This is a genomic window from Paenibacillus sp. FSL L8-0333, assembly GCF_037965665.1.
GTDB classification, from domain to species: Bacteria; Bacillota; Bacilli; order Paenibacillales; family Paenibacillaceae; genus Paenibacillus_AQ; species Paenibacillus_AQ odorifer.
This window is the reverse complement of sequence record NZ_CP150186.1, coordinates 2,664,767-2,677,818: the sequence shown is the minus strand read 5'-3', so window position 1 is coordinate 2,677,818 and position 13,052 is coordinate 2,664,767. Positions and strand designations below refer to the sequence as shown.

The following is a 13,052-nucleotide window of genomic DNA, read 5'->3' as shown; positions in this document are numbered from 1 at the left end:
ACGGTCAAATCCCCTCGTTTCCCGTATTATTTTTCGATTAAGAAATTGCCGACCGCCAGCGCATCCATAGCGGAGGTATAGAAGGTTTTGATGGCGTCGTATGGAGTCTCACACACCGGTTCTCCTCGTGTGTTAAGCGATGTGTTCATTATCAGCGGAATTCCAGACAACTTATAATGCTCGGCAATAAGCTGATGCCAGACCGGATTCACCTCGCTTCGGACCGTTTGCGGTCTGGTAGATCCATCTACATGCACGATGGCAGGAACAGCCTGCCTTCTCTCTTCTTTGACTGTGTAGGCTTTCAGCATATACGGCGAATACTGCGCCTCCTCCACCAACCAATCCGCATGTTCATCCATAATACTTGGCGCCAGCGGTCTCCAGGATTCTCTGAATTTGATTTTTTGATTGACTTTTACATATGAATCATAACTTGCAGGACTGGCTGTTATGGAACGATTGCCCAATGCCCTTGGCCCCATCTCGGCTGCGCCTTGGAACCAGCCAATGACTTTACCTCTATCAATCAGTTCTGCCGTCTGCCGGCAAATATCGGATGAATAGTTATACTTCAAACCAAGCTTGTTTAATACCTCCGATATATGGTTGTCATCATAGGAAATTCCCCAGTAAGGAGTCTTCAGTCTGCCCTTTACAGGGAGAACGGAACGTTCTTTAGAGGCAATCATGGCAGCTCCGATACAGCCCCCAGCATCATTGGTTGCCGGTAATACGAAGATTTCATCGAAAATTCCGAGGCGTTCCAACCTTCCATTCGTCGTACAATTGAGAGCAACACCTCCGCCTATCACCAAATTTTTACTGTTGCCTTGCCGGATGGTCTGCTGGCAAAGATGCACAATAGTGTCTTCCAGCGCCTGCTGCGCCGATGCGGCAATATCTTTGTGCTTCTTGCTGTATTCGACCGTATAATTGAGCCCGCCATACAGTGTATTATTGCTATAGATACGCTTTGGAGGATCACCGAATTTACGGTACATTTCCTTCATCCATATTCGGGTCAGCTTGTTATACTTATCCTCCAAACCAAGCGAACTATCAGGTTCTCCGATTGGAATCTCGTACCCGTCTTCCGTCAACCGTACAGAAAAGTCATAGACTGACTCTCCATAAGAGGCTAATCCCATCAGCTTTCCTTCTCCCGATGCTCCAAGCTGTAAATAATCACTGACGATGGAATAAAAAAATCCAAGCGATTGTGAAATCCCGTATTCTTGCTTAACCTCAATATGCTCATTCTTCCCATAGGCTACTGTGGTTGAAATATCGTCACCTTGTCCGTCCATGACCAAAATCACCGCATCATCGAACCCGGATAAATAGTAGGCACTTGCCGCATGGCATAAATGGTGGCTGACCGAAATGATAGTGGGCATTTTTTTGCCTGATAATACCGGGTGCTTCTTGAATTTCTCCAATATCCCCAATTCTTCCGCTTTTTGCGGGTCCCATGATAAAGCAATCAGATCGATATCTTCAAAAGCAACGCCCGCTTGTGACAGACAATTGAGGAGCGACAAAACCGGGGGCTCTCCGTAAGCATGTTTTTTTCGGCAAAAACGCTCCTCCTCAGCATAGGCCACCAAAACGCCATCATGAACCAAACATGCCGCTGAATCATGTCCTAGCCCACCGCTTAAACCAAGAATTAACACGTATACTCCCCCTCTAAGTTTTGTTGATATTGATTGAGAAGCTGATTTACAATTCGACCTGTTTTGGAATTCTTGATTTCCGCGATGTTCTCTGGTGTGCTTTCACCCAAGACTTGTCCCCCCTCCAGGCCTCCCTCCGGCCCCATGTCAATAATCCAGTCCGCCATGACTAAGACATCGGTATTATGTTCTATCACAACGACAGAATTACCCGAGTCGACCAACTGCCCAAGCATATCAATCAGCTTAATCACATCATGCGGATGCAGGCCTGTTGTTGGTTCATCAAGCAAGTACAAGGTGTGGTGTCTACTGCTTTTGGAGAGCTCTCTGGCCAACTTTACCCGTTGTGCCTCCCCGCCGGACAAAGTGGTTGCCGGCTGGCCCAGAATTAAATAATCCAGTCCAATACGGCACATCACATCCAGCTTGTTATATACGGATGGTTCATCCGCGAACAGTTCCATCCCTTCTTTTACAGAGCAAGCCAATACATCTGAAATGCTATGGTTTTTATACTTTACATCCAGAATCTCCGGCTTAAATCGTTTGGTCCGGCATACAGGACATGGGGTCTCAACCGACGGTAGGAATTGCAAATTCACTTGCACAAGCCCTGCTCCCTGACAGCGTTCGCATCGGCCGCCAGGGACGTTGCAAGAAAAGTGTTTGGCCTGGAGATTACGCATTTTCGCTTCAGGCAGCGCAGCAAAAATATTCCTTATCGCCGTGTACACATCTGTGTAAGTTGCCGCGTTTGATCTTGCAGTCTGACCGATAGGGGATTGATCGAAGCTAATGACCTTATGCACATTCTCCCAGCCCTTAACATCTGCATAGGCATCAGTCTCGGTGCTTTGGGTAAAATGAAGCTGTGCGGATCGAGCCAGGACGTCGAACATAAGAGTCGATTTCCCCGACCCTGATACCCCGGTCAGCACAACGAGCTTGCCCAACGGGATATTCACACTTACATCCTTAAGGTTATGGCGATTCGCATTTGTAATCTCAATGCATTTCCCGTTCCCTCTGCGGCGCTGTTCAGGAAGAACCACCGTATCTTTACCAGCGAAATACTGCCCGGTCCATGATCTGCTGCACTGAATCAGCTGCTGCACGGAGCCAGCCGCAACCACTTCTCCCCCTTGCTTGCCCGCACCCGGTCCGATATCAATAAGGTAATCGGCCGCCCGCATAACATCCGGGTCATGCTCGATAACTAGAACCGTATTTCCAAGATCACGCAACTGCCGGAGCACCCGGAGCAGACCTTCGGTATCTATCGGGTGAAGGCCAATTGTCGGTTCATCGAGAATATACAAAACTCCTGTTAAGCTAGCTCCGATTAATGAGACGAGCTTAAGCCTCTGCATTTCTCCCAGAGATAAAGAAACGGTGGAGCGGTCCAAGCTTAAGTAGCCGACACCCACTTCAATCAAGCGAGCCAGCTTTTTTTCCATTTCGGAAACGATGTTCATAAGCGGATCCTGACTTCCCCCTAGCTGTTGAGCGGACACTTTACGCAACCAGCCAAGCAAATGGAAGAGCGGCATTGCAGATGCTTCGGTGATACTTTTCCCGGCTAGCGTAACCGCTCGACTGTCTGCGTTCAGCTTCGTACCGTGACAATCCGAACACTCTTGCAGATGAAAGAATTTTTCAATCTTCTCTCGATAGTCCGATTCGTGTCCACGTTCCTTGTATCTGCGTTCCAGGTTGGTCAGAATCCCCTCGAATCTTCCCTCTGCAGCATAAGTTGGAGGGGTCTTCCCAGGAAAATGCCTGATAAATCGCTGGCTGTATACACCGAAATACAGCAGATCCCGTTCGACCGTGCCCAAATCTCTCAAGGGTTTATCAGGATCAAACACAAATCCGTAATAGTTACCGGCTGCAACCAAATTATCGGCCATTAACTGTGCTCCATGAGGATTGCTCCCCTTAAGTGCACACTGCTTCAAGCTGAGGCTGTCATCGAAAATTTCTTGTAAATTCGGTTTTCGTTCAACCCCCAAGCCCATACAAACCGGACATGCGCCTTCAGGTTTATTGAAAGAGAAATGGGACATGGTCAATGCTCTAAGCTCATGGCTGCACTCTGGGCACACGGCTTTGCCCTCATCGGAATAGGACATAGGAAGATCTTGAATCTCTGTTTCAATCGACTCATAGTTTTCCTGCCAGATGTCAGCACTACTTGAACCCTTGACTTGGCTTCCGCAATTAGGACAAGCTCTTTCTCCGCTTTTGGTAAACAATATACGAAGCAAGGTGTACAAATCCGTTGTAGTTCCAACGGTTGACCGGGGATTTCGGTTAGTGTGACGCTGGTCAATACAGATGGAAGGCGACAACCCTTCAATAGAATCAACCTTAGGTTTGTGGATAAAATCACTTATCATACCGAGCGAATCCATGTATTGCCTCTGACATTCCTGCTGCAAGGTATTCATGGCAAGTGTTGATTTGCCGGAACCAGACAATCCAGTTAACACCACTAGTTTGTTTCGGGGGATAGACAGAGATATATTTTTCAGATTGTTTTCTCTCGCACCTTGAATTTTAATCCAGTCATTCAATGTGATCGGCTCCTTCATGAGACATCGTCATATGCTGCCGTATGAATGTTATCCATTCGGTCTTCGCTTCAGAAATGTTCATCAGCTCACTGAAGCATGATTCATGGTTAAAAGCTACTAACAGATTTCCTTGCATCTTTGATGCTGGTTTTCGTTTTTTGCCGCTCCATATTTCTCCTTCAAAAAAACAATAGCTATCTTCATCAGTTATACAAACCCCGCCTTGAGACTGGTGGCTTTGATTTAACCAGACATACACCAACACTGTAAGGGAAGCCGGATCGGCGGTACCGTGACGTATTACTTGGTCTGCAGTCATCAGTCGGTCGTGTTCCCGAAATATGGATTTCTTCTTCAATAAATCCACATACTCAAAAAAATGCTGTTTCGTATTATAATCGCTCAGAAACTGACGAATAAGCGGACTATTCATAGATGCCAGAACATAAGCCTGCGGTTTTGTTACTAATAGTGTCTGATAAGCATATTTGGCGTACGTATATACAGAATCCGGCAGATTGCAGCTGTATCTCAGCATCGTTTGACGCAGCAACCGATGAAGTTGCAGCGGGTCAGCGCATTCTTTTAAACTGGGCATTGGGCATTCATCCATATAGCTAATTCCCGTTGTTAGCGGACGTGAGAATTTAAACACAATGCCATCCTTGAACCAGATATTTAATCGCTCCACCGTCCGGCCTGATAAATTCGAACTTCCGGCAGCAGACCAATACTCCCTCTCATTGAACAGCTTGCTGATTTCGGTCTGATAATAGTAAGTACCTGCATTTAATTTAACAATCCGGTCTGTGAAAAACAGGTATGCCTCTCCAGTGATGGAGACGAGCAAACAATCGTAATTAACTAAACGGAGCTGGACGATATCCGAAGCCGCCAAGCCGCATAATCGGAGCACCGCAAAATAAAATGACATAAGCGGCGTACAATTAGCGGTTAATGGAAAGTGATCTTCAGCCAAGGTCAACAGTTCATCATAACTAAACGTTGGAGCAGTAAATTTGCTTGACCAGCTGCTGTTACGATCAGGCCGCTCAATCTGGAAATTGATATTTTCACTTGCAAAATGATATAAGGACTCCAGCGTCCCTAGAGCGGTTGGCTGAAACAGCAATGCTGCCAGATCAGCTACGCGCAAAGACAGCATATTGGATAGAATGGCCGCACATTCCAATTCAGAGTGCACTTCCCGGGAACGTATATTTCGTGGAATTGCCCGAGCGTATAAATTCGCCGACAGAGGATCGTTGCTGTTTCTAACAATCTCCAATTCCGCTTCATTGGTCCACCAGAAGAGATCAGTCATGGAATAAGTATCGTAATGAATTAGATCGGCTTCGGCCGAACCAAACGGTAGCCAGCTTTTCTCGATCGTTACAACCTTCCATTCTTTTTTGTCTTCAACATAGCGCATAGTATAAATATGCTCATCCTTTAGCTGGTCAAACTGTTCATAAGTAAAGGTCAAAGTACAAGCAGCAACAATTTCAGCAAGACTTATTCTGACATTTCGTACGTTAAATTCTATGCAAGTCGGAACTGTTTTTTGTAAATACCCATGGAACCATGCCCGCTGTGATTCAGCTTCCATTTCATCTTCGAAATACTGGGTCTCCAGCCAAAGTTCAATATCTCCTGTTGTTAAAGCACGATGAAGACAGTCGAGCAATGTAACGGAAATGGCGGATGTATCCAATGTCTTTTCCACACTCTTCACCTCACCTTGCTGACATTTCGGATTGCAGCATATTCTCCAGATACAGTTCGAATTTTTCAGGCTGGGCCTCCGTTATAAATTCCTGCGCGGCAGCTTTAGAGGCTGCAGAAATGGATTCGTAGAGTGTCCTGTCCGTCAGCAGCCGTTGCAAAGTCTCCACCCATATGGCAGTATCCTGTTCGGGAATAACCGGCATTGTATGTCCTGTTGCTTCATCCTTGTAAGTTTCCGTAATCGGCGTCACCGGAAGATTATAGTCAACCTTGCATTTCGATTGCATGAGGCCGCCTTGGTCGCTTGCAATAACAGGAATACCTCTTAGCATCGCTTCAATTACTGTCTGCCCAAAAGCTTCAGCGCAGATGGAAGGATGAAGCCACACTCGTACCTGTTCAAAAATCAAATTCATCTCGCGCTCCGGTTCAAGCAGTGTCACATTAGGCAGAGCACGTAAAGCGGATTGTTCCTCCTGCTTCAAATCGCCCCATGTAATTACCGCAGCAAAAGGATAGTCCGGAAAAGCTTGAGCCAGCTTCAGAAAAATGGATAAACCCTTTATCTCTGTAGGGTTGCATATCGCGATGTATCCTCTGTTGAAATTATGAAAGGTTGGAAAAATACCATCCCCATAAATTGGGAAACGTAGCGAAACAGCATTGGTATAACCACCCCATTCGGTGATATTATGAGCTACGAAATCACTGTCACCAATAAAGCCGGAGACCTGGGCAAGTTCCTGTCGGAGCAGCGGATTTTCGATCCAGCTATGCGGCCCAAAAGGGAGAGTGATCACATCATGACAAATCACAACCAATTTTGTTGCGCTTCCAGCCACGAGCTTTATTCCCGCAGCAACCATGGTGTGGTAAGCCATATTCACAAGAACCACGTCCGGATTGCCTTTTTTCATCAAATCCCCTGCTGTTCTGTATAACAGCATAACACTCGTGGTGAAATGGCATTCTACACCATTTACTGTCCCCTGAAGACTATGCGCGGAACGAATAATATTGTTTACCCCATGCTCCTGCAGCTGTTCCTCCACCTGTAACAGAGAATCTTCCTGGTCTACCAGATGGACTACTCTACATTGATGTCCCCTGGCAGCCAGGGACTCGAATACTGCACGGTTAGCCTTGACGGCCCCTTGATAATAGGCAAAATAAGCACCTTCAGAAAGAAACAAAAGATTCATCGTCAGCTGCTCACCCTTTCCGACTGTCCCTCAATATATGCCGTCAATTTTCCGGTATCATTTAATAGTTCCAGTGCCAGGTCATCATCTTCAATGACGATTCCAAGCTGTTGTTCAATCTTAACGATAATCTGCAAAGCAATCAGTGAATCCATATGGAACGCTTCAAGTAAATCCGCTTGCGCATCCAGTTCCTCCATTGTAACCTCCTTGCTCAAGACCTCTGAAAAAATAGCGGCCAGCTTACCCAGAATCTCCTTGTTCTGCATGCTTATATCTCCTCTCAGAAAACCTTTGGTTGCCGCTCTGCCGTATCTTGTACCAGCTGCTGCAGCATGTTTAAGCTCTTGGTCCGGGCGGAAGGATCAGGAAACGAAAGGGCTTCAACGGCAAATTGATCACAATACCCGCATACCGCACAATCCAGTGACCGGCAATCGACTTCTTTGAAAAAATCAATAAAACCTTGCAGCTTAGAATTGTCAATATAAACATCCAATAAGGTCAGGGCACGGATGCTCTGGCGGCTCTGCTGCGTTTGCCGGGAAAAAACCGCCTTTTCTCGTGTAACCGCACCGGCCGTTCTGCGATGGTTGGTGTGAACGATGTTCAAAATATCAGCCAAGTTCCCCGGATACTGCCTATCATGATAGGCTTTTGCCGCCTGCAACAGCCAGACAGTAGATTTTGACCGGTCCGTCAGCTTAAAACGGTGTATGCCTATCTTCTCATATTCCGCCAAATCCTCCGGCCTGATCCAGCGCGCCTTCATGATATTCCCTGGATCATTAAATTTCTCGTAAGTGCATTTGACGGAGCAATAATCCATAAAGCTTTGGTTATCCGTTCCACGGTTGGATGAGCCATGGCTCATTACATTGTCATGATAGACCTGCATTGGACATTCATAGAGACAGGTCTGATTGACAATGACCTGGATTTCACATTCAACGCTGTTCTGTATACGTTCAAGCAGCCTGAAATCTCTGGCTATGTTTTCTCTTACTGTGATCTCTTTGACGCCCATTGAATCAAAGTATCTTGCCCGTTCCACACTTTCGACCACCGCAAAGGAGGACAAGCTCACTTTGATCTCAGGATGTCTTCTCCTGCAAATGTCCACAAGCAGCTGATTGGCTAAGGTGATCCAGTCCACACCTATTTCAGCGGCCCAATCCATTTGATCTACAATTTGTCGGTAGCCTTCATCCTCATATTCCCTGTTGCCGAGACAGGAACTGTTCATCAAATAGTTAAACTCTTTGTTGTACATATGGGCCCGCTTAACCGCTTGTTCAATATCGCTCCGCGTACTTATCGGCATTGCCGCAGCCGATCTTCCGCTTCCACAGCCCTCCTGAGAAGAACCACCGAAGAAGCAGCTGATATATTCGTATCCGCCCAGCTCGTCAATAAGCTGGATATCGCCGTTATATGGAACAGATATCTTCATAAATTACACCTGCCAGCTATTTTTTTGTGCCAGTGCGATCAATGCAGCACAGCAATTCTCAGTTCCGCTTAAAGTCCTCAGCTTGGACTTATAATGCCCGCGAAGCTCAGCCAAATTATCGTTCAACGCTGTCTCAACAATCTTACGGATACGGCTTGGTCTGAATGCTTGAACGGGTAGCTTATAAGTGAGACCAAGATTTTGGAGCTGCGTACAATTATAGTCCCGTTCAAAATGTTGACCGGGAACGGTTATGCTCGGAAGTCCATGCAACATTGTCGTAAGCATAGTATCTTGTCCGCCATGAAAGATTACCAGAGCTGCTTCCGGCATAATTTCAGCAGCCGGGATAAACCAATGGAATTGAATATTGTCGGTATGGTCAGGAAGCACCTTAAGTTCATAATGAAATCCGCATAAACAGGCAACACGGTAGGGTTGCTTGTCAAAGATCTCTTTGACAAGCTCAATATAAATTAAAGGGGGAATGGCACTAACGCTTAAATAAATAAAAATTAGCGGCTTGCCCTGCCAGTCCGGATGCCACTGCAGATTTGAAGATTGTCTTGCCTCCAAATCCAGAATGTAACCGGCGAAATCGCACTCCTTCAACGCAGCCAGCTCCGGCTCCAGTTCCGGTAGTGTCGGTGCCATTTTAATCGTTGCTCTTGAAAATAATAATTCAGCCAGATTGGAAACAGAATCCAGTGAATAATCCGCCAACACCTCATTAAAAGCGGCGATAGCTTTGGCAGATCCCGGATACTGTAGGTTGGCCGGGAAGGCTGGATGGCTTGGCCAGCTCGCAATCATCAAAGCGGGAATCTGGGCCACGGCAGCTGAAATGGAAGCACTCGGACGAGACTCGGCAAATATGGCGTTGGGTTTAAAAGCCTGTATCGCCTTCAGTTCAGCCTCAACCGCTTGACGAATAAAGCCCGATTCTGCCATCCCTGTCCACTCTACATAATCGGCAGCACTGCGAACATCTCCGGAATTCCCTGAAGGAAGCGGAATCGGATAGTCATAAACCTGAAAGCCGTTGGCTCGGACAAAGTCAGCAAGCTTGCCGCCAATCACAAAGCTGACCGTGCAACCTTGGCTTTGCAGAACCTTGGCAATGCCCAGCGTTTTGCTCACTGATCCTACAGAACCGGAGCTAGGGGGGCTTGGAAGAAGCATAATTCTTGGCGGACTCACAAACTATTCACCTCGCTTCTATTGGACATTTCTTCGATTAAATAAGGAATCGCATGGGCGTAAGTAGGGTATGCCAGCCGTACATCGGCATTCTTTTTTATCTTTTCGTTTCCCATACGTACGGAAAGGGCGCGTAAACCATGTATACTTAGTCTGATACGATCAGTGACAGCCTCAGGAGAAATCCATTGTATTTCAGACAGTTGAGCATATTTCCGAACCTCTTTTATCAATTCCTCCTGTGTTAGAGGAAGATCATCACTCACGTTATAAATCTCTTGAACAGCAAGATTACTCCAGGCCAACTGCATCATTGAAATAACATCATCAATATGCACTTTAGATGAATAACTGCGCCCGTTCCCCAGCATCTGAGTGCAGCGCATTAATTGCCGGATATAATTATGCTCAAGCGGGCCGTACACTTCAGCGATCCTGAGAATGATATAAGAAAATTTCGCATGGGTGCAGTATTGCTGGACCAGCCGCTCCATTTCGAGTGTAATTCTTCCAAATGGATGAACGGGATGGCACAGTGCAGATTCATCGGCCACACAAACGTTGTCGCTTCCATATACAGCCCCATTGCTTGCCACAATGAACTTGCCATACGTTCCGCTGCGCAAAAGTTGGTCCAGCAGATTCCGCGTCCCCTCTACATACAGCTGCCTCATCCGGGACACAGAACCAGAATGTTTGCCGGCAAGATGATAGACGACATCAATATCCTCCCCTATGCCATCCATCGTTTCAGGGTTCAGAACGTCGCCTACCCACAGTTCCATACCCAATTCTGCAAGTGTTTCGCCAACGCCTTTTTCCTTCGGCAATACAAGCCCTCTGACAGCATGTCCCTGTTCCAGTAAACTGCTTGTTAACCTGCTCCCGATAAAACCGCTGCAACCTGTCACAAGAAACCTCATGGCGTCAGGATGTGACTGGCTGCTTGATTCTGATTTCTCAGCTTCTTCCCATAGCGACCCTTGGGAATGTTATCCGTCCACTTGATTACTCTCGGCACCTTATATGCCGCAAGTCTCGCTGAACAGAATCTGATAATATCATCGGCTGATACCTGGGCATCCAGCGGCACGATCTCCGCAATCAGCTTGCTGCCATAGTATTTATCGGAAACACCATATACAAGTGCTTCTTTAATGCCGTTATGGAGCAGCAGGACTTGTTCAATCTCTGCCGGATTTACCAAATGTCCGCCGACATTGATGTTATCAGAAAGCCGCCCCGACAAATACAGATACCCAGCCTCATCCAACCTTCCCAGATCACCCGTACGTACGCAACCCTGTTGAAAGACCTCTGCCTGCAACTCGGGTTGCCCGTAATACCCGCACGATATATGAGCGCCGCTGACCCATATCTCTCCTTCCTCTCCATGAGCAACCTCGTGCCCCTCCGGGTCAAGCAGCCGAATAGAAACTCCCAGATGTGGCTGTCCCACCGAATCTCTGATCAGTTCTTGCTCATTTGAAGGATTATAGGCAATTGCCCCACCTTCGGATGAACAGAACAATGAACGGATAGACTTGCCCGACAGCTTATAAAAGTCCTTAAAAGTCGCTGCGTCCAGATGAGCAGAGCAGCTGATGCACAGTCTCACTTTATCCCAAGCTACACTTGACGATGACACGACTGACTCATTAAGCAAGGCATACATATAGGGAACCGCAAAAAGAATCGTTACCTCTTTGCGATTGATCTGCTCGCAAATTCTAGCAGGCATTGTTCCCTTCGACATGATTAATGTAGCACCGGCACAGAGGGCCGGTAGGACTACAGTGGTTAGCGTCGCGGGCAGCCACGGCGAAATCGGTGTGAACAGCTTGTCGTTTGCAGTAATTTCAAGCCCTCTACAGATGGCCATTACATTATTGTAGATGGCCCGATCGCTAAACTGTACGCATTTAGGCGGTCCAGTCGTTCCTGAGGTATAAAAATTCAAAGCAATATCTTCATCAGACTGCTTATCTGCCTGTAAAAAAAGCGTTGCAGTCCTAAAAATAAACATCGGTACTCTGAGTACGAGCTCAAGCTGACTGCTGCCCTCCGAATCAATTGGATCGCAAATTAAATACTGACAATGGCTTGACGAGTGCATTCTCTCCAGTTCCGGTAAGTTCTTCACAGGTTCAAATGGGATCGGAACGGCTCCCGTATGCCAGCATGCAAGCCACAGCATGATAAAAGCAGATTTGTCTGCAACGGCTAAGGCAACTCTGTGCCCGGGCCGGATCCCCGCGAGATCCAGCTTCTCACTACTGTGCTCCAGTTCCTGCCGTAGCTCTTCATAAGTGATCGTTGATCCTTCATAATCAATGGCCGTAAGCCCTGGATTATTCGAGCAATTGAAATAAATCAAATCCAATATGGAAGAAGTGTTCACTTAGAATCCTCCTCAGCTAGAAGCACTTGCATATTTTTTCACTGCTCGTTTAAAAAACGCACTGGCTAACATTAGCAAAACCGCAGCTAGCAAGCTGCCTCCGAATAAATAGGACAGGCTTACCCTGCCCACTAATGCTTCTGCAGGAATGGAAACGATAAAGGCGACAGGAACGATCCAGGTAAGCGCCAATTGGATTGGTTTCTGATATACATTGACCGGAAATCTACCCATCTGCATGATACTGTCGAATATACTCAACATCGGACTTCCGGCATACCAAAACGCCAAAGAGCTTAATAACAGCAGTATTGAGTACAACAGCAGTAAAGCATTGCAAATGGCCCATACAAACATCAGACAAGTGGATATTCCTATCGCTTCTTGCATTTGAGAAACGCCCAGCACCATCACCGCTACTCCCACCATAACATCAAACAGATTAAGCGGAGACCAGTATCTCGTGCTCACATAAAACTGGGTCTCAATCGGTTTGAGCAGCGTTAAATCAAATCCTCCAGTCCATAGCTCCCCTTCCATCCCGGCTAATGAGCCAAGGCTTGGACCAACAAATAGATTTTTCATTGCCAAAATAAAATAGTACACGCCCGATAATGCCAGCGTATCCGCAAAAGTCCAACTGTTAAGCGAATTTGTGTTGGAAAAGAGGATCGCGATCCCGCCAATCGTCCCGGTTAAATTAATTGCGGTATACAAAATTTTGATTAGAAAGTCACCGCGGAATGACGCTTCCTTTAGAAGCGCTGTAGAGAAAAACAATCTCAGCAAACGCATATATCTCAGCATGTT

At 46.7% G+C, this 13,052-nt stretch carries 10 protein-coding genes; all 10 read right to left on the bottom strand.

The window, feature by feature from the left end:
• Positions 1-26: 26 nt before the first annotated feature.
• From NYE72_RS11705 to NYE72_RS11660, 10 genes are read right to left on the bottom strand one after another with little or no spacing between them, the layout of a single operon-like run.
• Positions 27-1,679 (bottom strand): carbamoyltransferase C-terminal domain-containing protein, encoded by a 1,653-nt coding sequence (locus tag NYE72_RS11705; protein ID WP_036685931.1) that lies wholly within the window; start codon positions 1,677-1,679, stop codon positions 27-29.
• On the bottom strand, positions 1,673-4,258 hold the full coding sequence (gene uvrA, locus NYE72_RS11700; protein ID WP_094903502.1) for an excinuclease ABC subunit UvrA: 2,586 nt from the start codon (positions 4,256-4,258) through the stop codon (positions 1,673-1,675). Before uvrA ends, NYE72_RS11705 begins: the two co-directional genes overlap by 7 nt.
• Positions 4,251-5,984, bottom strand: a complete 1,734-nt coding sequence (locus NYE72_RS11695) for a hypothetical protein (protein WP_339211808.1) — start codon at positions 5,982-5,984, stop codon at positions 4,251-4,253. The genes uvrA and NYE72_RS11695 overlap by 8 nt, the downstream gene beginning before the upstream one ends.
• 10 nt (positions 5,985-5,994) lie before the next feature.
• A complete protein-coding gene (locus NYE72_RS11690; protein WP_076105496.1) occupies positions 5,995-7,188 on the bottom strand; it encodes a glycosyltransferase in 1,194 nt (397 codons plus the stop codon).
• Between the two features lie 2 nt (positions 7,189-7,190).
• Entirely contained in the window at positions 7,191-7,457 is a 267-nt protein-coding gene (locus NYE72_RS11685; RefSeq protein ID WP_036685924.1) for an acyl carrier protein, read from the bottom strand.
• Positions 7,458-7,471: 14 nt separating this feature from the next.
• Positions 7,472-8,641 (bottom strand): peptidase U32 family protein, encoded by a 1,170-nt coding sequence (locus NYE72_RS11680; RefSeq protein ID WP_076100697.1) that lies wholly within the window; start codon positions 8,639-8,641, stop codon positions 7,472-7,474.
• A gap of 3 nt (positions 8,642-8,644) precedes the next feature.
• A complete protein-coding gene (locus tag NYE72_RS11675; RefSeq protein ID WP_036685920.1) occupies positions 8,645-9,841 on the bottom strand; it encodes a nucleotide disphospho-sugar-binding domain-containing protein in 1,197 nt (398 codons plus the stop codon).
• Positions 9,838-10,752 (bottom strand): NAD(P)-dependent oxidoreductase, encoded by a 915-nt coding sequence (locus tag NYE72_RS11670; protein ID WP_038570110.1) that lies wholly within the window; start codon positions 10,750-10,752, stop codon positions 9,838-9,840. Before NYE72_RS11670 ends, NYE72_RS11675 begins: the two co-directional genes overlap by 4 nt.
• A gap of 8 nt (positions 10,753-10,760) precedes the next feature.
• Positions 10,761-12,242 (bottom strand): class I adenylate-forming enzyme family protein, encoded by a 1,482-nt coding sequence (locus NYE72_RS11665; protein ID WP_339211807.1) that lies wholly within the window; start codon positions 12,240-12,242, stop codon positions 10,761-10,763.
• Between the two features lie 12 nt (positions 12,243-12,254).
• Positions 12,255-13,049 carry an ABC-2 family transporter protein gene (locus tag NYE72_RS11660; RefSeq protein WP_036685913.1) on the bottom strand — a complete coding sequence of 265 codons (795 nt, stop codon included), beginning with the start codon at positions 13,047-13,049 and terminating at the stop codon, positions 12,255-12,257.
• Positions 13,050-13,052 lie beyond the last annotated feature (3 nt).

Bases quoted from the DNA above. Each gene is read 5' to 3' on its own strand.
- NYE72_RS11690 (WP_076105496.1), bottom strand. From the start codon at position 7,188: ATGAATCTTTTGTTTCTTTCTGAAGGTGCTTATTTTGCCTATTATCAA.
- NYE72_RS11685 (WP_036685924.1), bottom strand. From the start codon at position 7,457: ATGCAGAACAAGGAGATTCTGGGTAAGCTGGCCGCTATTTTTTCAGAG.
- NYE72_RS11680 (WP_076100697.1), bottom strand. From the start codon at position 8,641: ATGAAGATATCTGTTCCATATAACGGCGATATCCAGCTTATTGACGAG.
- NYE72_RS11660 (WP_036685913.1), bottom strand. From the start codon at position 13,049: ATGCTGAGATATATGCGTTTGCTGAGATTGTTTTTCTCTACAGCGCTT.